Raw genomic sequence first — 23,698 nt, 5'->3', positions numbered from 1 at the left:
CCCGGCCTCCCTGTTTCATCGGACGGATTTCGATCATGAGAGAATTCAGCACCCCGGGCGACGTGTTCAACGCGCTGCCGTCGCGGGTCGTCTTCGGGGCGGGTGCGGTCGACCGCATCGACGGGGAGGTGGAGCGGCTGGGTGCCAGGCGCGCGCTCGTCGTGTCCACGCCCGGCCGCAGCGCCATGGGCGGGCGCGTCGCCGACCGCCTCGGCAACCGCTGCATCGGCATCCTGCCGGAGGCGATCTCCCAGGTGCCGATCGAGCTGGCGATCCGCGGGCGGGCCAAGGCGCGAGACATGGGCGCCGACTGTCTGGTCAGCGTCGGCGGCGGCGCCTCCATCGGGCTGGGCAAGGCCATCGCGCTCGAACTCGGGCTGCCGATCGTCGCCGTGCCGACCACCTATTCCGGCTCGGAGATGACCGGTTTCTGCGGCATCACCATCGACGGCGTCAAGCGGATGCACCAGAGCCTGCGCATGCTGGCCGGCACCGTCGTCTATGATCCCTCCCTGACGCTCGGGCTGCCGGTGGACGTCAGCATGGCCAGCGCCATGAACGCGCTCGCCCATTGCGTCGATGCGATCTACACCCCCACCATCAGCCCGGTGATCGTGCCGGCGGCGATGGAGGGCGCGCGGGCGATCATGGACGCACTGCCGCGGGTGGCGGCCCGTCCGAACGATGAGCAAGCGCGCGCCGACCTGCTCTACGGCGCCCATCTGGCCGGTGCGGCGCTTGCCGGCGGCTTCGCCCTCCAGCATGGCGTCGCCCATGTGCTGGGCGGCACCTACGGCGTGTCGCACGGCCTGTCGCATGCGCTGGTGCTGCCCCATGTCGCCGCCTACAATGCGCCCTTCGCCCGCGGGGCGATGGACCGGCTGGCCGCCGCCATGGGAGTGGCGGATGTCGGCGCCGCCATCTTCGACGTGATGGAGACGGTCGGCTTGCCGACGCGCCTGACCGAGGTCGGCTTCTCCGCCGATCAGATCGGTGAGGCTGCCCGGATTACCGTCGAGACCGACAACCGCTACAACCCCGGCCCGGTGACCGAGGAGGCCGTGCGCGGCATCCTTGCCGCGGCGCTGGAGGGCCGCCGGCCCGGATCCTAGCGGGATCCCGGTCGGATTTCAGGCCGGAGAGGGGCCGGGCCGGCACCGGGATCCGAACCGGAGCAGAGAACGCAAAAAAGGGAGGAACCACCATGACGATCAAGCGTAGACAGTTTCTGGCCGCCACCGCGGCGGGCGCCCTGGCCGCACCTTTGGCCGCTCCGTTCATCTCCAAGGCCCATGCCGCGGAGTTCGCCTGGAAATTCGGCCACGGCTTTCCTGCCAGCCATCCGCTGCATGTCCGCGTCGTCGAGGCCGCCGAGCGCATCCGCAAGGAGACCGGCGGCAAGGTCGACATCGCCGTCTTCCCCAACAGCCAGCTCGGCGGCGACAGCGACCTGTTGGCGCAGGTCCGCTCCGGCGGCATCGAGTTCTTCAGCACCGGCGGCCTGATCCTGTCCACCCTGGTTCCGGTGGCGTCGATCAACGGCATGGGCTTCGCGTTCAAGGACTACGATGCGGTCTGGAAGGCGATGGACGGCCAGCTCGGCGGCGTGATCCGCAAGGGGTTCGACAAGGCCGGGCTCTATGCCTTCGACCGCATCTGGGACAACGGATTCCGCCAGATCACCACCAGCACCAAGCCGATCACCGGGCCGGCCGATCTGGCCGCCTTCAAGATCCGCGTTCCGGTCAGCCCGGTCTACGTGTCGCTCTTCAAGGGGCTGGGCGCCTCGCCGACCAGCATCAACCTGGGCGAGGTCTATGCCGCGCTGCAGACCGGCGTGGTCGACGGGCAGGAGAATCCGCTGGTGGTCGCCGACACCGCCAAGTTCTACGAAGTCCAGAAATTCTGCTCCATCACCAACCATGTGTGGGACGGGTCCTGGATTGTCACCAACGGCCGCTCGTGGCGTGGGCTTCCCGAGGATCTGCGCCAGATCGTCAGCCGCAACCTGAACGACGGCGCCCAGCAGCAGCGCCAGGACATCGCCGGCCTCAACGAGGCGCTGCAGAACTCGCTGTCGCAGAAGGGGCTGATCTTCAACAAGGTCGATCCGGCGCCTTTCCGGGAGGTCCTGCGCAAGTCAGGCTTCTACGGCGAATGGAAGGCCAAATACGGTGAAGAGGCCTGGACCGCCCTGGAAAGCTCGGTAGGGGCCCTGACATGACCGCGGTGGTGGACCACAAATCCACCGCCGGACCGTCCGACGGCGCCAGCCCGTGGCTGGCGCATGTCGACAGGGTCCTGGGCTGGGTGTCCGAACTGCCGGTGGCGCTTCTGGTGGCGGCGGAGGTGGTGATCCTCTTCGCCGGCATCGTCGCCCGCTATGTCCTGCACGCCCCGATCACCTGGTCGGACGAACTGGCGTCGATCCTGTTCCTGTGGCTGGCGATGATGGGAGCCGTCGTCGCCCTCCGCCGGGGCGAGCATATGCGGATGACCGCCTTCGTCAGCTGGGCGTCGCCGCGCGCGCAGGCCTTCCTCGACGTCTTCGCGGTGGCGGCGGGGCTGTGCTTCCTGCTGCTGGTCATCCTGCCGGCCAGCGAGTTCGCCTGGGAGGAGCTGGAGATCACCACCCCGGCGCTGCAGATCTCCAACATGTGGCGCGCGGCGGCCCTGCCGACCGGCCTCGGGCTGATGATCGCGACCGCCCTGGTCCGGCTCGCCCGGGTGGGCGACCTCAAGCTGGTGGCGGCGGCCCTGGCGTCGGTGACGGGGATCGCCCTGCTGTTCTTCGCGCTGCAGCCGGTGCTGGCCGATCTCGGCAAGCTCAACCTGCTGGTCTTCTTCGTGCTCGTGGTGGCCGGCTCCGTGTTCGCCGGCGTGCCGATCGCCTTTGCCTTCGGCCTGTCCAGCTTCGGCTATCTCGCCCTGACCACCAAGGTGCCGCTGCTGGTCGTCATCGGGCGGATGGACGAGGGCATGAGCCACCTGATCCTGCTGTCGGTGCCGCTGTTCGTCTTCTTAGGCTTGCTGATCGAGATGACCGGCATGGCCCGCGCGATGGTGGCGGTGCTGGCCAACCTGCTGGGCCATGTCCGCGGCGGCCTGTCCTACGTGCTGGTTGGCGCCATGTATCTGGTCTCCGGCATTTCCGGCTCGAAGGCGGCCGACATGGCGGCGGTGGCACCGGTGCTGTTCCCGGAGATGAAGGCGCGCGGCGCCAAGCCGGGCGATCTGGTGGCGCTGCTGGCGGCGACCGGCGCCCAGACCGAGACCATTCCGCCCAGCATCGTGCTGATCACCATCGGATCGGTCACCGGCGTGTCGATCGCGGCGCTCTTCACCGGCGGCCTGCTGCCCGGCCTGCTGCTGGCGGTGATGCTGTGCATCGTCGTGCGCTACCGCTACCGCAATGAGAACCTGTCGGGGGTGCGCCGGCCGACCGCCGGCGAGCTCGGCCGAAGCCTGGTGGTGGCGATCCCCGCACTCGCCCTGCCGTTCGTCATCCGCACCGCGGTGATCGAGGGCGTTGCCACGGCGACCGAGGTGTCGACCATCGGCATCGTCTATTCGGTCGCCGTCGGGCTGCTGATCTATCGCCGCTTCGACTGGCGGCGGGTGGTTCCGATGCTGGTGGAGACCGCGGCCCTGTCGGGAGCGATCCTATTCATCATCGGCACCGCGACGGCAATGGCCTGGTGCCTGACGCGCTCGGGATTCTCGACCGATCTGGCCCACTTCATGGCTGGCCTGCCGGGCGGCGCCTTCACCTTCATCGCGGTGTCGATCATCGCCTTCATCGTCCTCGGCAGCGTGCTGGAAGGCATACCGGCCATCGTGCTGTTCGGCCCGCTGCTGTTCCCCATCGCCCGCGAGATGGGAGTGCATGAGGTGCAGTATGCGATGGTTGTGATCCTCGCCATGGGAATGGGCCTGTTCGCCCCGCCCTTCGGCGTCGGCTTCTACGTCGCCTCGGCCATCGGCCGGGTCAACCCGGACGAGGGCATGCGCCCGATCCTGGGCTATCTGGCGGCGCTGCTGGTCGGATTGGCGCTGGTCGCCGCCATTCCCTGGATCTCGACGGGCTTCCTATAATCTACGCAGGTCGTAACAGGACGAAGCCGGCTCCGGTTCGCTCCGGGGCCGGCTTCGTCCTGTGGGCATCACGTCCGGTTCCGTCGCGATGCCCGGCCAAGTGTGATCGCACCGCGGTTGACCAGCATCAGGCGGCATCCGCGAAGGGGGCGGCGAGGAAGGCGGCCCCGGCAGGCGTGTCGTTGGCGGAGACCATCTGACCCCGGCGGACCATGGTTACGGCCTCGCAGACGGCGAGGGTTTGGCCGGATCGGCCGGCATGACGTTGACCGCCCGGACACGGCTACGTCGGATGGTGCCGTCCGCGATGTCGAAATAGGCGATGTCGACGCAGCCAGGTTCCTGCTCCAGCCCGGCCTGGCCGGCAGCCGGTCGTGCACGCAAGACGGCATGATAGTCATCGCGGGCTGGCGCAGGCGGCTTCTTGATCTCGATCAAGCTAATACGATGGGCCCGCTCGCGGGACGGAGCAGGTAATGCTCCCTCCCAGGCTCCTTCAGCAGGGCATCCGCAGTGATCGGCGACGTCAGGACAGCACAATGCCGCCGTCGACGTTCAGTGTCTGGCCAGTGACGAAGGCGCTGTCGTCGGAACAGAAGAAGGCGACCGGTCCGGCGACATCCTCCGGCGCGCCGATCCGGGCCATGGCGGTCTTGCCCTTCCAGGCATCACGGATGGCCGGATCGTCGAGGTTCACACGCCCCATATCCGTCAGGATGATGCCGGGGCAGATGCAGTTGGCGGTGATGCCGAGCGGCCCGACCTCCTGCGCCAGCACGCGGGTGAAGCCCATCACCGCGGCCTTGGAGGCGGAATAATGCGCCTGTTCCGGCGCACCGTGCTTGCCGCCGATGGAGGCGATGTTGCAGATGCGGCCGTAGCCCTGCGCCTTCATCAGCGGCAGCGCCGCCTGGGTGACCAGGAAGGTGCCCTTGGCGTTCACGTCCATCACCTGATCCCAAGCGGTTTCCGGGCAGGACTCCACCGTCGCGGCGATCAGGATGCCGGCATTGTTGACCAGCGCATGGATGGTGCCGAGTTCAGACACTGTGCGGTCGACCATCGCCTGCACCTCGTTCTTCGCCGACACGTCGGCGTGCAGTTCGACCACCCGGACTCCCTGCGCCCGCGCCTCCCCCGCCGTCTCGGCCAGCGCGCCGGCCTGCCGGGCAATGTCGTTCAGCGCGAGGTCGAAGCCGCGAGCCGCCAGACCGAGAGCGATGGCGCGGCCGATGCCGCGGCTGGCGCCGGTAACCAGCGCGATCTTCCCCTGTGCCATATCCTTGTTCTCCATTCAAAAAGCGGTGTAGCCGCCGTCGACGGCCAGGACGGTTCCGGTGATGAAGCTCGCCGCGTCGGAGGCGAGAAAGGCGACGGCCAGCGCCACCTCGCGCGGTTCGCCCAACCAGCCCATCGGCGTGGCGGCGAGCCAGCGTTCGAACCATTCGGGGCGGGAGCGGCCGGCCAGGGTCAGTTCGGTGGCGGTGTAGCCGGGGGCGACGGCGTTCACCCGCACGCGGCCGGCCCATTCCACCGCCAGCGACTTGGTCAGCAGGTTCACGCCTGCCTTGGCCGCGTTGTAGGCGGCCTGGGGCTGCGGATGGACGACGACCTCGCCGCACATCGAGCTGATGTTGACGACCGATCCCCTGCCCGCCTCGACCATCGGGCGGCCGAAGGCTCGGGCGGTGTGGAAGACGCCATGCAGGTTGACGTCGATCACCCGGCGCCAGTCCGCCAGATCGACATCGACGGCCGGCGCGTTGTGGACGATGCCGGCATTGTTCACGAGGATGTGCGGCACGCCGGCCTCGGCGACCAGACGGGCGGAAACATCTTCGGCCGCTTCGGCGTCGGTGACGTCGAGAGTGTAGGCCCGCCCGCCGATCTCGTCCACCAGCCGGCGGGCGGCGTCGCCGTCTCGGTCGAGGATCGCGACGCGGGCGCCGGCCTCGGTCAGGACGCGGGCAATCGACTGGCCGATTCCGGCGGCCCCGCCGGTGACGACGGCGAGCCGGCCGCCGAGGTCGAACTCCTTCATGCCGCGGGCTCCCTGACCGGAGTTGCGACCGGTGTTGGCACCGGCCCGTTCAGCACGCCCTTCAGCGCCGGGTAGAGGGCGAGGTAGCGCTGGTAGATCTCCTCGTAGAGGGCGGATTCGCGTGGGCGCGGCTCGATGCTGGTGCCTGGGCGCACCATCGCGGCGATGCCCTCGTCGATGCTGGCGAAGCGGCCGGCACCGTGGGCGGCCAGCACCGCCGAACCGGTGGACGGCGCGTCGGCCGAGGCCGGGATGCGCACCGGCAGGCCGGCGGTGTCGGCGTGGATCTGCATCCACAGCTGCGAGGCGGTGGCGCCGCCGCCCACCGTGATCTCGGTCGAGCCGTATCCGCCGGCGCGGAAGGCGTCGAGGATGGCGCGAGTGCCGAAGCCGATGCCCTCGATGATCGCGCGGAAGACCTGATGCGGTTCGTGGGCCAGCGTCAGCCCGACGATGGCGCCGCGGCTGAGCGGATCGGTGTAGGGGGTGCGGTTGCCCTGGAAATGGTCGAGGACGAGCAGACCGTCCGATCCCGGCTCCAGCGCCGCTGCTTTGGCGTTCAGGGTGGCGAGGTCGAGCGTGCCGCCGCTGAAGCGGCGCAGCCAGTTGACGATCGAACCGGTGGAGGTCTGGCCGCCCTCGACGATCCAGCGGCCGGGATAGACGATGTCGGGATAGCTGCCCCAGACGCCGGGGGCATGCAGCGGCGCCTCCGTGACGCCGAACTGCAGGTGCGAGGACCCGGTGATCAGCGCGAGCTGGCCCGGCTGGGCGACGCCGAGCCCGATCATGCCGATCAGCGCATCCGCCCCGCCCTGCACCAGCTTGACCGAGCGCCGCAGCCCGAGCGCCTCGGCGGCCTCGGCCGTCAGCGTGCCGACCACCGCACCGGGAGCCAGCACACGGGCCGGCCATTTGGCCTCCAACTCCTCCAGGTCGAGTGCCTTGAGAATACCGCGCGCCCAGCCGCCGTCGCGGCTGGAGTAGTGCCAGCGCAGGCCGGCATTGTCGAGGCTGGCCACCCGCTCGCCGGTCAGGCGCAGAGTGAGGAAATCCTGGTATTCGCAGATTGTGTGGGCCGCGGCGAAGATCGCGGGCTCGTTCCGCTTCAGCCACAGCGCCTTGGGGATCATCCACTCCGCGGAGACCGGGCCGCGCCCCGCCCCGTTGATCTTCAGCGCCGGGTCGCCGGTGGCGAGCACCGCCTCGGCTTCGGCATGGGCGCGCACGTCCATCCACAGCAGCGCCGGACGCAGCGCCCGCCCGTCGGCGTCGAGCGCTACGACCGTGCAGCAGGTGGTGGCGAAGCACATCGCCTCGATCTCCGCCGCGTCGATGCCGGCATCGGCGACGGCGCCGCGGGTGGCGTCGGCCAGCGCCCGCCACCAGTCCTCCGGATCCTGCTCCGCCCTCGCCCCCGGACCGAACTGCGTGTCGTAGGCGACGGCCTTCTGGCCGAGGCAGCGTCCGGTCAGATCGTAGATGCGCGCCCGCAGACTCTCGGTACCGCCATCGGCGGTCAGGTAATAGGCCATTCCCGTATCCTCCCCTTGCAAAGACGCCGGCTTCCGCTCTTGAGACGAGCGTTGTTGGACAAGCGTTTTTCAGCCGAGCGACCGGAATGCCGCCAGCGCCTTGCCGGCATACATCACGGCGGGACCGCCGCCCATTTCGACCGCGACCTCCAGCGCCTCGACAAGGTCGGCCTCGGCGGCGCCGTGCCGGCGGGCGCCGTCGACATGGTAGAGGATGCAGTCCTCGCAGCGGGTGGCGACGGAGATCGCCACCGCCATCAGCTCCTTCTGCGCGGGCGTGAAGGAACCGGCTGCGCTGGCCGTCCGGCTGACCTCGGCGAAGCCCTTCATCAAGGCGGGTGCGGCCTTGGCGAAGGCGCCGAGCCGCGCCTTCGCCGCCGCCAGATCGGTCTTTGCGTCATCCATGCGGAGTCTCCTCGCTGATCAGGGCCGCGACCTCCCGCGGGGCGTCCCATTGCGGCATGTGGCCGGTCGGCAGGAAATGGGCCGCCACGCGCGGCGGCAGGTTGAGCGCGTCGGTCGGCGGGACGATGCGGTCGTCCAGACCGAAGACCGCGCAGACGGGGATGCGCTCCGCCAACTCCGCCAGCGGACGCAGCAGGTCGATCCGCTGCCGGCCGTCAGGTGTGGCAAGTGCCGCTGCGAGCCCGCGCAGGCGCCCTCGGCCCATCTCGCGCGCCATCGCGGCAAGGGCGGCGTCGGAAAGCTGGCCGCCGCGCGGCCCCAGCAGGCGCAGCAGATGCGACACCTCGCCGGTGGTTTCCGCCGCCGCCATGCCGTGGACGAACTCGGCGCCGATCCTAGGCCCGCAGCCGGCGGGGGTGAGCAGGACGAGGCGCGCCACCCGGTCGCCGAGCCGCCGGGCGGCGTGAACGGCAGCCGCGGCACCCAGCGAATGGCCGACCAGAACCAGCGGTCCCGGAAGGCTTTCCGCCAGCGCCGTCACCGCGGCGGCCAGCCCGTCCACATCCGCCGCCTCGATGCCGGTCGCGCCATGGCCAGGAAGGTCGGGCATCACGGCACGCTTGCCGGAGCGGGCGAGACCGGAACCCAGATTGGCCCAAGCGGTGCGGTCACCGGCGAAGCCATGGACCAACAGATGCACCGGACCGGCGTTTCCGGCCTGCGCATAAGCCAGCCGCCCGGCCGGGGTATCGAGCCAGCGCAGATCGGCGGGCGCAGGGCCCTTCAAACCGGCGGCACGTTCGACATCGGCACGCTCGATCCGGCCGCGGCGCCCGCTGCCGCGGAGCGTATCCAGGGCGACGCCGCGCTGGCGGGCCATTCGCCTTGCGGTCGGCGTGGCGCGCAGACGGCTGTCGCTGCGGCGCTCCGGACCCTGCGTGCCGGTACCGTTGTCCACCGGTGCAGCAGCCGCCGTGACGGCGGCCGGAGCTCCGTTCGGCGCGACCGCCTCCTCCACCTCGCCGTCCACTTCGGCAATCGGCGTGCCGACCGCGATGCGCTCGCCCGGCTGGGCGAGGATGCGCAGCAGACGGCCGTCCGACAGGGCGGGAACCTCGGCCACCGTCTTGTCGGTCTCGATCTCCAGGATCGACGCGCCGCGGGCGTAGCTCTCGCCCTCCCCCACCAGCCAGCCGACGATCACCCCCTCCTCCATCGTCTCGCCGAGACGCGGCATGGCGAGGATGGACGGTGACCTAGTCGTGTTCGCAGTCGTGGGCGACGCTTCGGTTTCAGCACCGTCGGGCAGCGCGGCCGCCCATTCGTCGGCCGACAGGACCGCGACGCGGGCAATCGGGGCGCCGACCGGAACACGGTCGCCGGTCGACACCAGCGTCTCCTCGAGACGGCCGTCACCAAGGGCGGGATATTCGACGACGGTCTTGTCGGTTTCCAGTTCCAGGATGGCGTCGCCGCGCCGGAACTGCTGCCCCGGCACCACCAGCCAGCCGACGATGACGCCTTCCTCCATCGTCTCGCCCAGCCGGGGCATGGTCAGCGTAAGGTTCGTCGTACTGAGCGTCGTCATGCCGGCACCCGTCCGGCCAGCATCCTCAGCGCGGTGTCGGCGATCAGCTGCGGGCCGGGCACCGATCCGGTTTCCAGCACGGTCGACACCGAGATCGGGATGTCCTCGCCGGTCACGCGCACGACTGGGTCCTCAAGGAAGTCGAAGCATTCCTCGGTGATCCGCGCCGACAGCTCGGCGGCGACACCGGCAGTCATCACGCCTTCGCTGACCACCATGGCGCGGCCGGTGCGTTCGACATGGGCGCGGATGGTGTCGAAATCGAGCGGGTTCAGCGTGCGGAGGTCGATCACCGTTGCCTCGATACCCTGGGCCGACATCGTGCGCGCCGCTTCCAGGCAGTAGTGAAGCTGGCGGGAATAGGTGACGATGACCAGATCGCGCCCCTCGCGTCGCACTGCCGCCTTGCCCCAGGTCAGCGGCTCGGCATCCAGATCGACGCTTTCCTTCATCGTGTAGAGCGCCTTGTGCTCGATGAAGACGACCGGGTCGGGCTTGGTCAGCGCCATGCGCAGCAGGTGATAGGCGTCGGCTACCGTGGCGGGCATCGCCAGCCGCAGGCCCGGCGTGTGCATCACATAGGCTTCCAGGCTCTGGCTGTGCTGGGCGCCGGCCGACCGCCCGGTGCCGCCCTGGGTGCGCAGAACCATCGGCACGCCGATCTGGCCGCCGAACATGTAGCGGATTTTGGCGGCCTGATTGGCGAGCTGGTCCATCGTCATGCCGATGAAATCGACATACATCAGCTCCGCCACCGGGCGCAGGCCGGTCATCGCCGCACCGACCGCGGCGCCGACGATGGCCGGTTCGGAGATCGGCGTGTCGATCACCCGCTCCGCCCCGAACTCCTTGATCAGATCCTTGGTGACGCCATAGGCGCCGCCATAGCGGCCGACCTCCTCGCCGAGGATCACCACGTCCGGGTTTTCGGTCATCGCGTCGGCCAGCGCCTTGCGTAGGGCGTCGCGATAGGTCAGTTCCTGAAGTGCCATCTTCGGTCTCCTCAGTCCCGCGCCAGAACGCGGTCGATGCGGGCGCGCACCGGTTCGGGTTCGGGTTCCTCGGGCGCATAGACGTCGCGGAACATCGAGGCGAGCGGCGGCTCGGTCTGCGCCACGGTGAAGTCGATGGTCGCGTCCATCTCGGCACCGATCTCGGTATCCAGCCGGTCCAGTTCGCTCTCCGATTCCAGCCCGCGGTCGATCAAGGCGGCGCGGGCGAAGGCGACCGGATCCTGCCGGCGGCCGGCCTCTTCCTCCACCGGGTCGCGGTAGGGAGACTTGTCCTTGCGGGCATGGCCGTAGAAGCGGTAGCACGACACCGCCAGGAAGGCGGGCTTGCCGGCCCGCGCCCCTTCGACCAGCCGTTCGGCGGCCTCGGCCACCGCCTCGACATCGAGGCCGTCCACCGTCTCCGCCGCGAGGCCGAAGGCGGCTGCGCGTTCGTGCAGGTTGGGGTTGGCGGTCGCCTGGGCGATGTTGGTGCCCATGCCGTACTGGTTGTTGATGCAGACGAAGACGCAAGGCAGGTGCCAGAGGGCGGCCATGTTCATGCTCTCGTACAGGATGCCCTGGCCGGTGGCACCGTCGCCGAAGAAAGCGACGCTGACGGCGCCCGTCTTGTGGTGGCGCGCGGAAAGGCCGGCGCCGACCACCGCCGGGATGCCGCCGCCGACGATGGCGTTGGCGCCGAGATGGCCCAGCCCCATGTCGGCGATGTGCATCGACCCGCCCTTGCCGTGGCAATAGCCGGCTTCCTTGCCGCCGATCTCCGCCATCATGCGGGCCGGGTCGGCGCCGCGGGCGAGGAATATGCCGTGGCCGCGGTGGTGGGTGGTGAAGCTGTCGCCGTCGCGCAAGTTTGCGCAGACGCCGGCGGCGGCGCTCTCCTCGCCGATCGACAGGTGCAGCATGGAGCCGGCCGACTGGCCGCGGACGAACAGTTCGCCCACGCGCTCCTCGAAGGTGCGGATCCGGCGCATCGTCCGGTAGAGTTCGGGAAGGCGCGTGTTGGCGCCCGCCCCGACCCGGCCCGCCATGTTGCGGCCGGCCGTAGCCCGGAGGTCAGCCTCGTACATCGAAGACTCCGATTTCAAAGAAGGTTGAGTTTGGTGCTGCGCGAGACGACGGCGACGGCGGCAAGGATGATGACGCCCTTCACGATCGCCTGGATGTATGTGTCCATCCCCATCAGGTTGAGGCCGTTGTTGATGACCCCGATGAAGAGCGCGCCGAAGAAGGTGCCGAGGACGGTGGCGGTGCCCGGCCGGAACATGGTCATGCCGATGAAGACCGTCGCCAGCCCGTCGAGCAGGTAGCGTTCGCCGGCGTTCGGCTGGCCGGAGCCAAGCCGGGCGGCGAGCAGCGTGCCGGCCATCACCGCGAACAGCGAGCAGACGACCAGGGCGGCGGCGCGGTACTTGCGCACCCGGATGCCGGAAAGCTCCGCCGCCTTCTGGTTGCCGCCGACGGCGTATATGTAGCGGCCGAAGATCGTCCGCTCCATGACGAACCACGCGACCAGCACGGCGGCCAGCATGAAGAAGGCGAGGATCGGGATGCCGGCGATGCGCCCCTGGCCGAGCCAGAGATAGACGTCGTCCAGCCCGCCATAGATCGCCCGGCCGCCGGTCATCAGGAAGTTGATGCCGTAGAGGATGGAGCCGACGGCCAGCGTCGCGATCAGCGACGGGATGCCGACCAGCGTGACCAGGATCGCGTTGGCAGCCCCCACCGCCAGCCCGGCGCCGAGCCCCGCCAGCAGGGCGAGCGGGAGCGGCACGCCCTTGACCAGCAGCAGCGGCACCAGCACGCCGGCAAGGCCGACGGTGTAGCCGACCGACAAATCCATCTCGCGGGCGGCGAAGCCGAAGGTCAGGCCGGCGCCGACGATGGTCAGCATCGAGATCTGCTGCGCGATGTTCAGCAGATTCTGCCCGGTCAGGAAACGGTCGACGCTGATCGAGAAGACCAGGAACATAGCGACCAGGACGACCAGCGTGCTGTAGCGCTGGACATGCTCCTTGCGCAGCCCGAACAGCCGGTCATGGCTGGGGAGGGATCCGGTGGCGGTGTCGGTCATGCTGGGGTTCCTGAATTGGCAGTCCGCCGGGCGCCCGTGTCCGGGGCGGCTCCGGAAATGGCGGCGATGAACGCGCTCTCGGAAAAGCCGGTGCCGGGGATTTCCGGGCCGGGCCGCAGGTGATGGAAGGGGATGACCCGGTGGGCCAGCGCCTCGATCTCCAGCAGGTCGGACGAGGCGATGACGATCCCCACGCCGTTGGCGGCAAGGCGCCGCATCTCGGCATAGATCTCGGCCTTGGCGCCGATATCGACGCCCTCGGTTGGCTCAATGAAGATCATCACGCGGTAGCGGCCGTCGGCCCCGTAGAGCCATTTGCCGATGGAGATCTTCTGCTTGTTGCCGCCCGACAGCGTGCGCAGAAGCTGGCCGGAGGAATGGGCCTTCACGTTGAGAAGACGCATGATGCGGCGGGACTCCGCCTCCTCCCAGCCGGGCGACAGGATGCCGGCGCCGATGGCGGCATGGCCAGGATGGACCATCGCCAAATTCTCGCGCAGGGTCCACTCGCCGATCAGCGCATATTCCATGCGGTGGTCGGGGACCAGCGCGATGCCGGCCGCCTGCATGTGGGCGGGCGGTCCCGGCTTCACCGGCCGGCCGCCGACGGTCAGGCCGGCGCAGCGCACGCCGGACGGGCTGTGCAGCGAGCGGGCGAAGCCAAAATGCCCGGCACCGGTCAGGCCGATCAGGCCGACGATCTCGCCGGCATGCAGGGTGAAGCTAGGCACATGCAGCCGCCCGACCCGCCAGTCGCGGATGTCGAGCACGACCTCTCCGCGGCTGGCTTGCGCGGCCTCTTCGAACTTGCGCTGGGGGCCGGAGCCGCTCCGGCGCAGCATCATGTCCACCAGCATCTGCTCGTCCAGCGCGTCGGCGGATTCCGTGCAGATGCGCCGGCCGTCGCGTAGGACGGTGATGCGGTGGGACAGCGCCTTGATCTCCGACAGGAAATGGCTGATCAGCACAACGCCGACGCCGCGGTCCGGCAGCGTGCGGATGATCGCCCACAGCTGCTCCTTCTCGCGGGCGGGAAGCGTCGCGGTCGGCTCGTCGAGAATGACGATGCGGGCGGAGCCGCGGAGCGCACGGACGATCTCGATCACCTTGCGGTCGGCCATCGGCAACTCGCCGACAGGGCAGCCGAGGTCGATGTCGACCTGCGGAAACCATTTGGCGAGCAGGGCTGCGGCCTGGGCCTTCAGGGTCGAGGCGCGGATCATGCCGCCGATGCGGCGCGGTTCGATGCCGAGAAGGATGTTCTCCGCTCCGGTCAGGCCGGGGACGAGGCTGCCCTCCTGGCTGACATGGGCGATGCCCTGGGACAGCGCATCCTGCGGCGAGCCGAAGCGGACGGTGCGCCCGTCGACGGCGATGGTGCCGCTGCTGGGCTGGAGGCTGCCGCCCAGGATGCTGACCAGCGTCGATTTGCCGGCGCCGTTCTCGCCGATCAGGCCATGCACCTCGTCGCTGCGGAAGACGACGTCCACGCCATCCAGCGCCCGCGTTCCCGGGAACTGCATGGTGATGTCGGCCAGATGGATTTCCATGGCGACCTCTTGGAACTGCGGATCTGGGAACTGCAGGGGATCAAGCCGGCCGCCGCGGGCCCGGGTGCGGAGGGATCCGCCACCGCGGGCCGGCGGCACCCGGTCACATGAACTGCTTGCAGTTCTGCTTGGTGACCAGCGGGGCGTCGAGATAGACGGTCTTGGTCGGGATCACCTCGGCGGCGGGCTTGCCCTTCACCACCACGTCGTCAAGCCACTGGCCGACGGTCTTGCCCATCTCCTCGAAGGGCTGGCGCACGGTGGCGATCATCGGGCTGTCGGGCTTGCAGACCTCGGCGACCGCCTGCGGGTGGCCGTCGATGCCGATCACCTTCACGTTCTTGAGACCGGCACCCTTGATGACGTTTACGGCGGCTTGCGCGGGCTCGTCCCACGGCGCCCAGACGGCGGTGATGGTGTTGCCGAAGCGCGCGACGTAATCCTCCATCGTGCGGCTGGTGTCCTCGAAGAACGCCGTGTAGTTGATGTTGTGCTCCGCCAGCACCTTCACGCCCGAATATTCCTTCAGCACCGTCGCCATCACGTCGCCGCGCTTGCGGGTGCCGTGGTGTTCGGCCATGCGCAGGAAGACGAGGTTGCCCTGTCCGCCCATCTGGTCGAGCAGATAGACCGAAACGTTGGCCGACATCGCCCAGTTGTTGGTGGTCACATCGACCAGCACCCCGTCGACATAGCCGGAATCGACGGCGAAGACCGGGATCTTGGCGGCCTTGGCGGCGTCGAGCGCCGCGCGGCTGGCGCGCAGGTCGGCCATGGTGATGACGATGGCCTTCACGCCGCGGTTGGCGGCGTCCTGGATGTTGGAGGCGGTCGCCTCGCCCGAGCCACCGCTGTCCAGCACGCTGATGTTCCAGTCGGTCTTGCCGCTCTGCTTCGTCCAGGCGTCGAAGCCGGCCTTCACCCGCTGTTCCGACTGTGCCGCGGCGTTGGCATGGACCCAGGCGATGTCGAGAGCCTGCGCTGCACCCGCGGCGGTCATCATCGCAACCATCGAGACAGCCGCAAGCATTCCGGAAAGCTGGTTTTTCATTTCCAATCTCCTCCCATTGCCAGCTATCTGGCTGGCGAATTCTCGATGCCGGTCTTGCGCCGACAACGATGAGCTTGTGGTGGGGCGTGACAAATGTCAACACCAGATACATTTGTCATCTGATCGAGGTAGAGGGGGAGGACGCGATGCGGAACGGGACCAGCGAGGGGCCGGAGGACGAGGTGCTGATGGCGCGGGCGGCATGGCTGTACTATGTCGGCGGCCTGAACCAGGAGGCGGCGGCGCGCCGGCTGGGCGTCACACGGGCGCGGGTGAACAAGCTGCTGTCCGACGCACGCGACAGCGGCATGGTCAGCATCACCATCAATTCCGCGAATGTCGGTCTGCTGCCGGTGGAGGAGGCGATCCGCGACCGTTATGGGCTGGATGTCTGCATCTGCACGCCGGCACTCGCCCATGATGTCGGCGGCGACCGGGACGACGCCCTGCTCGCCCCCTTCGCCTTCCGGGCGGTGGGTGCGGCGGCGGCGGCCCATCTGCGCCGCCATCTGGCGGAGACGGAAGAGGCGGTGGTCGGCACCGGCTGGGGGCGGACGCTGGAGCAGATGACCTTGCAGATGGCGGGGGTCAGTGCGCCAAGGGCGAAATTCATCAGCCTGATGGGGTCGCTGACCGCACGCTCCGCCTACAACCCTTTCGACGTGGTGCATGCACTGGCACGGACGACCGGAGCGGAGGGCTATTTCCTGCCGGTGCCGTTCATCGCCGACAGTCTGGAGGCGCGCGACGTGCTGCTGTCGCAGCAATCGGTGCAGACCGCCCTCCAACTCGCCCGGTCGACGACGGTGGCCTACATCTCCATCGGCGAACTGCGCGAGGCCTCGCTCCTGCGGACGCAGGGCATGATCAGCGCCACCGAATTGGCGGAGCTGCGGGCCGCCGGGGCGGTTGGCGACACCAACGGGCTGTTCTTCGATCAGGACGGCAGGGCGGTCGATCATCCGCTGAACCGGCGCACGCTGGCGCTCGGCCTCGACGGGCTGAAGCAGACCTACACGGTGGCGCTGATCGCTGGACGGACGAAGTTGCAGGCCGCCCGCGCCTTCCTTGCCAGCGGGGTAGCGCGCGGCCTGATCATCGATGGCGACACCGCGCTGGAGCTGGTGAAGTAACGAGGGGTGAAGACGGGTGAGGTGGACCTCCTCCCTTGACAGCGGATGTTCCGGTGCGGAATGGTGGGGCGGTCAACCGATCCCGGTTGGCGACATAAGCTTGTTCTCAGGGCAGGGTGAAACTCCCGACCGGCGGTATCCCTTCGACAGAAGGGGAGCCCGCGAGCGCTCGCAAGCCCTTAGGCGGCCCCATTGGCGGCGAGGTCAGCAGACCCGGTGAGAGGCCGGGGCCGACGGTTACAGTCCGGATGGAAGAGAATGAGTGCTTGTTTGTAGCAGCGCCGCACCACCCCGTGCCGGCCAAAACGCCACTTTAAGCTGAACAGGGGACTTGCGCTGGGTAGACGGTCTGGTAGGGCTGTGGCCGTCATCCACCGCCATCAGGGCAGCAGTTTATGGGCACCGCCGTTCGTCCCGCAAGCACCGCTCCGGCGTCCTGGGACGCGTTCACCGATATCGACGCCTTCGTCAATGAGGTCCTGGCGGAACTGGCCACCATGATGGCGGATGGCACTCGACCCAACCGCGTCGGGCCGAAGCCGGCGCTGACCGGGTCGGCGTTGCGCAGGGCGATTATGGCGATCTGGTGCGTGTGTTTTTGCGGCATGCAATGGCGCGCCATCGGCCAACTCTCCGGCTTTCCCTTCGGCACCTTGTACACGCTGTTCGCCCGCTGGACGCGGCTTGGGCTGTGGCGCCGCTTGCTCGTCCGGCTGCGCCGGACGTGGCGGCTGGCCTGCGGTGACACGCCGGACCCGAGCACCGTCGTGATCGACAGCCGGACCTGTCGCTCGGCCCCGAGTTGTTTCGCCCGTGGTGTCGATGGCGGCAAGAAGGTCCGCGGCGTGAAGGTCCACATCGCGGTGGAGAAGTACGGCATCCCATTGGCGATCGACGCTTCACCGGCCAATGTGCACGACACCAAGGGCATCGTGCCGGTGCTGCGCCAGTTGGCCGGGCGCGGCTTCCAAGGACCGGCTCTGGGCGACCTCGGCTACCGCGGCGAGCGCTTGGCCAAGGCCGCTGAGGCGCTCGGGATCACCGTCAAACCGGTCGCCCGCGGTCGGAACGGGACCTTCATTCCGGCCGGAATTTGCTGGACGGTGGAACGCTCTTTCGGATGGCTCGCCCTCTATCGCCGGTTGAACACGGTCGTCGAGCGGACGAAGGAGCACCTCGTCGCTTTCATCGAGATCGCCTTTGTCTCGATCCTCTCACGCCGCCTCAAACGGCTCGCTGCTGAGACCGTCAACGCATGACAGCTACGAACAAGCTCTTAGCTGGAGGAGCGCGCGATAGGGGCTCTGGTGCATGCGGAGGTGCGAGGGAGGAACGCTGTCCTGGCTCCTTGATCGTCAGGCGGCGCGGACGGATTCCGGGCGTCCGAGGGCGAGCATACGGCTGAAGCCGTGGACGGCAATCTCGGCTTCGACCCGCTGCGCCGGGCGTGAGTGGACGTGCAAGGTGTCACCGATAATCCGCTTGTAGCGACTCATTCCCCCTTCGCCGGCCCTGGCGTTGTAACCCGAGCTTTTCTGCCAGTTCATGCATCCCTGCTCGGCGATGACCGCGGCAACTGGCTCCCCGACCTGATCGAGCAAGGGCCTGAGTTCGGCAGTGACACCTGACAGAACCCCAGGGAGTATCCAGGGGCAAGATCACGGTTGACTCACCGGCTGATGGTCGGCCCGTCGGCAGCGCTGTAGGCGGTATGGCGGTCCTGCTGCGGCGACAGCCCGGCACTGCGGCGGTAGCTGCGCGAGAAATGCTCGTAGCTCTGGAAGCCGCAGGCCACGGCGATCTCGGCCAGTGGCTGGATCGAATAGCGGACCAACGACCGGGCACGCTGAAGCCGCAGCGCGACGTAGTAGCGCTGCGGCGACTGGCCGAAGCCACCCTGAAACAGCCGTTCGAGCTGGCGTAGCGACAGCCCGACCCGCAGCGCCAGCCCGTCGAGGCTCAGCGGCTCCTCCAGATGCTCCTCCATCAGCCGGATCACACGCGCCAGCTTGGGATGGGCGATGCCGTAGCGCGACGGGATCGACAGGCGCTGGTCGCTGTGCGAATCGCGGATGCCGGCGTGGATGAACTGCTCCGACACCGCCGCCGCCAGCCGGTAGCCGGCGTCGAGGCGGACCATATGCAGCATCATGTCGAGCGCGGCGGTGCCGCCGGCACAGGTCATCCGCCGCCGGTCGATCTCGAACAGGCAGGGTTGCACCGACACCTGCGGAAACTGTTCGCGGAAGCTGTCTAGGCACTCCCAATGCACCGTCGCCTCATAGCCGTCGAGCAGCCCGGCCCAGCCCAGGATGAAGCTGCCGGTGTCGATGGCGCCGAGGATGGCGCCGCGCCGCTCGGCCCGGCGCAGCAGGGCCGCGACCGCCGGGCCATGGGCCTCGGCCGGGTCGAAGCCGGCACAGACGATCAGCAGATCCGGAACCTCGACGTCGGGCAGCGGCTGGTCCAGCGCGTGGTCGACCAGCAGCCGCATCCCGTTGCTGGCCGATACGGTCGCAGCGGGGGCGATCATCGTCCAGCGATAGAGCGGCCGATCGGCCAAACGGTTGGCGACGCGCAATGGCTCCACCGCCGAGGTGAAGGCCAGCATCGAGAATTTCGGCAGGAGCAGAAAGCCGACATGCCGCGTCTCCGCCATTGCCGCACCCTCCATGCCCGCTCTCCCGGCCGACGTGACGCATTCTGTCATGCAAACGGCGCTTCGCATCAAGCGGAAATCCCCCCTTCGCCTAGCATTGGCGAACAGGACGAAATGGCCGCCTTTCCTTCGGCCGGATAGGCATCGACCACAGCAATCGGCCGTACACACCGATCCAGCCAGCAAGAGGCGCGGAGCCATGATACAGAAAGTCGATGACATCAATCGGCAGGTCATCATCACCTGCGCGGTCACCGGGGCCGGCGACAGCGTCGGCAAGCATCCGGCGATCCCGGTCACGCCGGCCCAGATCGCGGCGGCGGCCGTCGAAGCGGCGCAGGCCGGCGCCGCCGTCGCGCACATCCACGTCCGCGATCCCGAGACCGGCCGGGCCAGCCGCGACCCGGCCCTCTACCGCGAGGTGGTGGAGCGGATCCGGGCCAGCGGCACCGACGTCATCATCAACCTGACCGCCGGCATGGGCGGAGACCTCTACATCGGTCCCGACCACGCCCCGACCCGCTTCGGCACCGACACCGATCTGGTCGGGACCGAGGAGCGCGCCGTCCATGTCGCCGAACTGCTGCCGGAGATCTGCACGCTCGACTGCGGGTCGCTGAATTTCGGCGACGGCTCGCTCGTCTATGTTTCCACCCCGGACATGCTGCGCGCCCAGGCGGCGCTGATCCAGCGGCTGGGCGTCAAGCCGGAACTGGAAGTGTTCGACACCGGCCATCTCTGGTTCGCCAAGCAGATGTTGAAGGAGGGGCTGCTCGACCAGCCGCCCCTGTTCCAGTTCTGCCTCGGCATTCCCTGGGGGGCGCCGGCAGAACCGCGCATCATGATGGCGATGCGCGACATGCTGCCGGACGGCGCGCTGTGGGCCGGCTTCGGCATCGGCCGCATGCAGATGCCGATGGTCGCACAGGCCGTGCTGCTGGGTGGCAACGTGCGTGTCGGGCTGGAGGACAACCTGTATCTCGACCGCGGCGTCTTCGCCAGCAACGGCAGTCTGGTGGAGCGGGCCTGCGGCATCGTCGAACGGCTCGGCGCCCGCGTCGTCGACCCGGCCGAAGCCCGCGGGATTCTCGGTCTCGGCAGCCTCGACGCCGCCGGCCGGCCGGCCTGATCCCGTTCTTCCCCTCATCACGACACGGGTACGATCCGCACATGAGCACAGTACAGCCCATCGATGCCTCCCTGCGCGGCACCATCCGGACCGTCGGCCTGATCGGCGGCGGCGTCATCGGCAGCGGCTGGGCGGCGCGCGCGCTGGCCCACGGGCTGGACGTGGTCGCCTACGACCCCGCCCCGGCCGGCGCGGCGGCCCTGCGCGCCGCGGTCGACAACGCCTGGCCGGCGCTGGAGCGCCGGGGCCTTGCCGCCGGTGCCGACCCTGCCTGCCTGCGCATTGCCGCTTCGGTCGCCGAGGTCGCCACCGTCGCCGACTTCATCCAGGAAAACGCGCCGGAGCGCGAGGATCTGAAGCGCGGCCTGCTGGCCGAGATCGATGCCGTCGCTCCGGCGTCGGTGGTGATCGCCTCCAGCTCCTCCGGCCTGCTGCCAAGCCGCATCCAGGCGGACTGCCGCCATCCCGAACGGGTGGTGATCGGCCACCCCTTCAATCCGGTCTATCTGCTGCCGCTGGTGGAGATCGTGCCGGGCGACCGCACCGCGGCGGCTGCGGTCGACACCGCCGCGGCTTTCTACCGCAGCATCGGGATGCGCCCGCTGCGCGTCCGCAAGGAAATCGAAGGCTACCTGTCCGACCGCCTGCAGGAGGCGCTGTGGCGCGAGGCGCTGCATCTGGTCGCCGAGGGGGTCGCCAGCACCGAGGAACTGGACGACGCCATCGTCTACGGCCCCGGCCTGCGCTACGCCTTCATGGGCACCTGCCTCACCTTCCATCTCGCCGGCGGCGAAGGCGGCATGGCGCACATGCTCGACCAGTTCGGCCCGGCGCTGAAGCTGCCCTGGACCAAGCTGATCGCCCCGGAGCTGACGCGCGAACTGCGCGACCGGATGGTCGAAGGGACCGCCGCCCAGGCCGACGGCTGGACGGTGAAGGCGCTGGAGCGCTGGCGCGACGACTGCCTGATCGGCCTGCTGGAGGTGCTGGAGCCGCTGCGCCGCGACCGGATCCAGGCCCCGGCGGCGGAGCCCGCGTCATGAGCGGAACGGAAAACGGCGAAACGGCCGAACCGCCGGCCATCCTCACCCCGTTGCGCTTGCACCGGACCAGCGTGATTCCAGAGTGGGTGGACTACAACGGGCATCTCAGCGAAGCCTATTACGTGCTGATCTTCGGACATGCGACCGACGCGCTGATGGATGCCCTTGGAATGGACGCGGCTTACCGCGAGCGCACCGGCCGGTCGCTATATACCGTCGACGCCCGCATCCGCTACCTGCTGGAGGCACACCAGGGCGAAGGACTGGAGGTTCGGACCTGGATTGCCGGTGCCGACGCCAAGCGCCTGCTGGTGGTCCACCGCATGCACCGCCTGCCCGCGCCGGGCGCCGGGACGAGCGCGTCCGATCCGGTGGCCGAAACCGAACTGGTCCTGCTATCGGTCGGTCGGTCCGCGGACCGGCCGAACCCGCAGGCCATGCCCTTCGAAGCCCCCGTCCGCACCCGCATCCGGCGGATCGCCGCCGCCCACCTCGACTCCGCCCCCACCCTGCCCGGCCGCTGGATGCCCCCAGAACAGCGAACCGAGCAGCGAACTGAACAGCGGGCCGACAACCGGGAGGCGCCGATGCCGACCTGATCCAACGCACCCGCCCGGCCCCATCCGACACCATTGCCTGCCCGCCCATCCGGCCGCCCTTTTCCCCGGTTGTCCCGTCCTTTCTCGAAACGAGGAGATTCCCCATGCGGTTCCTGAAACATGTCGGCCTGTCCGCACTCGTCGGGTTGTCCTTGAGCGGTGTCGCGCTGTGGCCGGCCGCCGGTGCCGCGGCGGAGCCGGCGCAATGCCAAACGGTGCGGATGTCCGATCCGGGCTGGACCGACATCACCGCCACCACCACCATGGCCTCGCTGATCCTGAAGGCGATGGGCTACAAGCCGGCGGTACAGTCGCTGTCGGTGGCGATCGGCTTCGAGGGGCTTAAATCCGGCAACCTCGACGTCTTCCTCGGCAACTGGATGCCGGCTCAGGAGCAGGCGACGCAAAAGCTGATCGCTTCCGGCTCGATCGAGGTGCTGGCGGTCAATCTGGAAGGGGCGGCCGTAACGTTGGCAGTGAGCGGCAACGCGGCCAAAGCCGGCGTCAAGAGCTTCGCCGATCTGGAGAAGCACGGCGACAAGTTCAATCGCACGATCTTCGGCATCGAACCGGGCGCCTCCGCCAACGCCAAGATCAAGACGATGATCGACAAGAACGCCTACGGGCTCGGCTCGTGGAAGCTGGTGGAATCGAGCGAGGCGGCGATGTTGGCCTCAGTCGAGCGGGCGACGCGGCGCAACGAATGGGCGGTCTTCCTGGGCTGGGCGCCACACCCGATGAACGTCAAGCTGTCGATGGATTTTCTCGACGGCGGCGAGGAGTATTTCGGCCCCAACCGCGGCAGCGCCACCGTCCGCACCCTGTCGCGCAGTCACTTCGCCCAGGACTGCGTGAATCTTGCCACCCTGTTCAGGCAAATGATCTTCACCGTCGGCATGGAGAATGAGCTGATGGTCTCCATCCTTAATGACAAAATGACACCGGAGGCGGCGGTGACCACTTGGCTGAAGGCCCATCCGGCCACGCTCGGCTCCTGGCTCGCCAACGTCACCACGACCGCCGGCAAGCCAGCGCTGCCTGTGGTGAAGGGCGCCCTGGGCATCGGCTCCTGACCGGCGACATCAGGACCGTTCTCGTCACCACCGATGGGGATGCCTACCAGATGGCACGCAGGGGGAGAGGACGATGCGGCCGGCATTCCGATAGACGTACAGCCTGATCAGCGAGTAAAGCCCGAACAACAGCGGTGCGGTTCGGAACACCGCCGTATCGACCCACTGCCTCTGGGTTTCGATGGCGAGATGAATCCGAGGCACTATCACGGGAGCCGGGCCAGTGCGCAGCCCCCCAGTTCGACGTTCGCTTACGCGGCCGTGGTTGCGAATTGCCAAGCAGCCATGGCCTGCGCCCGGAAAGTGCGCGGGGTGCGGCGGGAGACTAGGTGGCGCTGAAGGTTGAAGGTGTTGTAGGCGGCGGCGTGCAGGGAGACGAAACGCTGGGCCGAGCCTGGAGACTTGAAGCGCTGCATCTTCCTTTCGCGTCGCCGGAGCGGCTGGTGCGAGACTTCGGCGCGGTTGCTCTTGCGCCGGCCTTGTTCGTGGTGCGCCATCAGGCCGATCTCACGAAACGCAGCCGCATAGGAGCGCAGCTTGTCGGTGGAAATCCGGGACGAGGCAAAGCCCTGCTTCTTGAGCAGCGTGCGCATCAGCTTGCCGGCCACGCCCTTAGAGTGCGTTGCTCTGTCGAAAGCCTCAGGCGGAAATACCAAGGAGAACAAGGCGGTTGAGGTTGTAGACGACGCCTCTGAGCAATGCTTGAGACCGTTGCA

The 23,698-nt window shown here is 68.6% G+C and carries 23 protein-coding genes and 1 riboswitch; of the genes, 9 read left to right on the top strand and 14 right to left on the bottom strand.

What is annotated here, in order from left to right; translation table 11 throughout:
* The first annotated feature begins 35 nt into the window (after nucleotides 1–35).
* The 3 genes from J2848_RS35145 to J2848_RS35135 all read left to right on the top strand — a co-directional run bounded on the left by J2848_RS35145 (nucleotide 36) and on the right by J2848_RS35135 (nucleotide 4,095).
* A complete protein-coding gene (locus tag J2848_RS35145; RefSeq protein ID WP_149235605.1) occupies nucleotides 36–1,112 on the top strand; it encodes a maleylacetate reductase in 1,077 nt (358 codons plus the stop codon).
* Between the two features lie 92 nt (nucleotides 1,113–1,204).
* A complete protein-coding gene (locus J2848_RS35140; protein ID WP_149235604.1) occupies nucleotides 1,205–2,224 on the top strand; it encodes a TRAP transporter substrate-binding protein in 1,020 nt (339 codons plus the stop codon).
* Nucleotides 2,221–4,095, top strand: a complete 1,875-nt coding sequence (locus J2848_RS35135; protein WP_149235603.1) for a TRAP transporter large permease — start codon at nucleotides 2,221–2,223, stop codon at nucleotides 4,093–4,095. The genes J2848_RS35140 and J2848_RS35135 overlap by 4 nt, the downstream gene beginning before the upstream one ends.
* 216 nt (nucleotides 4,096–4,311) lie before the next feature.
* Here J2848_RS35135 and J2848_RS35130 read toward each other — a convergent pair whose 3' ends face one another.
* From J2848_RS35130 to J2848_RS35080, 11 genes are all read right to left on the bottom strand, one after another.
* Nucleotides 4,312–4,479 carry a hypothetical protein gene (locus tag J2848_RS35130; RefSeq protein WP_170307318.1) on the bottom strand — a complete coding sequence of 56 codons (168 nt, stop codon included), beginning with the start codon at nucleotides 4,477–4,479 and terminating at the stop codon, nucleotides 4,312–4,314.
* A gap of 142 nt (nucleotides 4,480–4,621) precedes the next feature.
* Nucleotides 4,622–5,374 (bottom strand): SDR family NAD(P)-dependent oxidoreductase, encoded by a 753-nt coding sequence (locus tag J2848_RS35125; RefSeq protein ID WP_149235601.1) that lies wholly within the window; start codon nucleotides 5,372–5,374, stop codon nucleotides 4,622–4,624.
* A 15-nt stretch (nucleotides 5,375–5,389) separates the two neighbouring features.
* A complete protein-coding gene (locus J2848_RS35120) occupies nucleotides 5,390–6,136 on the bottom strand; it encodes an SDR family NAD(P)-dependent oxidoreductase (protein ID WP_149235600.1) in 747 nt (248 codons plus the stop codon).
* Complete coding sequence (locus tag J2848_RS35115; protein ID WP_149235599.1) at nucleotides 6,133–7,671, bottom strand: FGGY-family carbohydrate kinase; 1,539 nt, start codon at nucleotides 7,669–7,671, stop codon at nucleotides 6,133–6,135. Before J2848_RS35115 ends, J2848_RS35120 begins: the two co-directional genes overlap by 4 nt.
* A gap of 69 nt (nucleotides 7,672–7,740) precedes the next feature.
* A complete protein-coding gene (locus tag J2848_RS35110) occupies nucleotides 7,741–8,076 on the bottom strand; it encodes a carboxymuconolactone decarboxylase family protein (protein ID WP_149235598.1) in 336 nt (111 codons plus the stop codon).
* The gene (locus J2848_RS35105) at nucleotides 8,069–9,664 is read right to left on the bottom strand and encodes an alpha/beta fold hydrolase (RefSeq protein WP_149235597.1); all 1,596 of its coding nucleotides are present in this window, start codon (nucleotides 9,662–9,664) and stop codon (nucleotides 8,069–8,071) included. The genes J2848_RS35110 and J2848_RS35105 overlap by 8 nt, the downstream gene beginning before the upstream one ends.
* Nucleotides 9,661–10,656, bottom strand: a complete 996-nt coding sequence (locus tag J2848_RS35100; RefSeq protein ID WP_149235596.1) for an alpha-ketoacid dehydrogenase subunit beta — start codon at nucleotides 10,654–10,656, stop codon at nucleotides 9,661–9,663. Before J2848_RS35100 ends, J2848_RS35105 begins: the two co-directional genes overlap by 4 nt.
* Before the next feature lie 11 nt (nucleotides 10,657–10,667).
* Nucleotides 10,668–11,741, bottom strand: a complete 1,074-nt coding sequence (locus J2848_RS35095) for a thiamine pyrophosphate-dependent dehydrogenase E1 component subunit alpha (RefSeq protein ID WP_211103372.1) — start codon at nucleotides 11,739–11,741, stop codon at nucleotides 10,668–10,670.
* A gap of 14 nt (nucleotides 11,742–11,755) precedes the next feature.
* The gene (locus J2848_RS35090) at nucleotides 11,756–12,745 is read right to left on the bottom strand and encodes an ABC transporter permease (RefSeq protein WP_149235595.1); all 990 of its coding nucleotides are present in this window, start codon (nucleotides 12,743–12,745) and stop codon (nucleotides 11,756–11,758) included.
* Complete coding sequence (locus J2848_RS35085; protein WP_149235594.1) at nucleotides 12,742–14,295, bottom strand: sugar ABC transporter ATP-binding protein; 1,554 nt, start codon at nucleotides 14,293–14,295, stop codon at nucleotides 12,742–12,744. The genes J2848_RS35090 and J2848_RS35085 overlap by 4 nt, the downstream gene beginning before the upstream one ends.
* A gap of 103 nt (nucleotides 14,296–14,398) precedes the next feature.
* Nucleotides 14,399–15,346 carry a sugar ABC transporter substrate-binding protein gene (locus J2848_RS35080; RefSeq protein ID WP_211103371.1) on the bottom strand — a complete coding sequence of 316 codons (948 nt, stop codon included), beginning with the start codon at nucleotides 15,344–15,346 and terminating at the stop codon, nucleotides 14,399–14,401.
* 146 nt (nucleotides 15,347–15,492) lie between these two features.
* Here J2848_RS35080 and J2848_RS35075 point away from each other — a divergent pair, with 146 nt between their 5' ends.
* Both J2848_RS35075 and J2848_RS35070 read left to right on the top strand, forming a co-directional pair.
* Nucleotides 15,493–16,479: a sugar-binding transcriptional regulator gene (locus J2848_RS35075; protein WP_211103370.1), complete on the top strand. Its 987-nt coding sequence runs from the start codon at nucleotides 15,493–15,495 to the stop codon at nucleotides 16,477–16,479.
* A 98-nt stretch (nucleotides 16,480–16,577) separates the two neighbouring features.
* Nucleotides 16,578–16,743, top strand: a riboswitch (FMN riboswitch).
* A gap of 131 nt (nucleotides 16,744–16,874) precedes the next feature.
* Nucleotides 16,875–17,738 carry an IS5 family transposase gene (locus tag J2848_RS35070; protein WP_211103369.1) on the top strand — a complete coding sequence of 288 codons (864 nt, stop codon included), beginning with the start codon at nucleotides 16,875–16,877 and terminating at the stop codon, nucleotides 17,736–17,738.
* A 96-nt stretch (nucleotides 17,739–17,834) separates the two neighbouring features.
* Here the strand turns inward: J2848_RS35070 and J2848_RS35065 are convergent, their stop codons facing one another.
* Entirely contained in the window at nucleotides 17,835–18,080 is a 246-nt protein-coding gene (locus J2848_RS35065) for a hypothetical protein (RefSeq protein WP_149235593.1), read from the bottom strand.
* A gap of 68 nt (nucleotides 18,081–18,148) precedes the next feature.
* On the bottom strand, nucleotides 18,149–19,153 hold the full coding sequence (locus J2848_RS35060; RefSeq protein WP_211103368.1) for a GlxA family transcriptional regulator: 1,005 nt from the start codon (nucleotides 19,151–19,153) through the stop codon (nucleotides 18,149–18,151).
* 184 nt (nucleotides 19,154–19,337) lie between these two features.
* Between J2848_RS35060 and cdhC the strand changes: the two genes are divergently transcribed.
* The 4 genes from cdhC (at nucleotide 19,338) to choX (ending at nucleotide 22,982) form a co-directional block, all read left to right on the top strand.
* Nucleotides 19,338–20,267: a 3-dehydrocarnitine:acetyl-CoA trimethylamine transferase CdhC gene (gene cdhC, locus J2848_RS35055; protein WP_246194527.1), complete on the top strand. Its 930-nt coding sequence runs from the start codon at nucleotides 19,338–19,340 to the stop codon at nucleotides 20,265–20,267.
* A 41-nt stretch (nucleotides 20,268–20,308) separates the two neighbouring features.
* On the top strand, nucleotides 20,309–21,310 hold the full coding sequence (locus tag J2848_RS35050; protein WP_149235592.1) for an L-carnitine dehydrogenase: 1,002 nt from the start codon (nucleotides 20,309–20,311) through the stop codon (nucleotides 21,308–21,310).
* Entirely contained in the window at nucleotides 21,307–21,909 is a 603-nt protein-coding gene (locus J2848_RS35045) for a thioesterase family protein (RefSeq protein ID WP_149235591.1), read from the top strand. Before J2848_RS35050 ends, J2848_RS35045 begins: the two co-directional genes overlap by 4 nt.
* Before the next feature lie 104 nt (nucleotides 21,910–22,013).
* Complete coding sequence (choX, locus tag J2848_RS35040) at nucleotides 22,014–22,982, top strand: choline ABC transporter substrate-binding protein (RefSeq protein WP_149235590.1); 969 nt, start codon at nucleotides 22,014–22,016, stop codon at nucleotides 22,980–22,982.
* A 251-nt stretch (nucleotides 22,983–23,233) separates the two neighbouring features.
* Here the strand turns inward: choX and J2848_RS35035 are convergent.
* On the bottom strand, nucleotides 23,234–23,698 hold a 465-nt coding region (locus tag J2848_RS35035; RefSeq protein WP_253568838.1), incomplete at its 5' end, for a DDE-type integrase/transposase/recombinase.

The organism is Azospirillum lipoferum (genome assembly GCF_024170005.1).
In the GTDB taxonomy this organism is placed as follows: Bacteria; Pseudomonadota; Alphaproteobacteria; order Azospirillales; family Azospirillaceae; genus Azospirillum; species Azospirillum lipoferum.
This window is presented reverse-complemented; position numbering and strand designations above follow the sequence as displayed.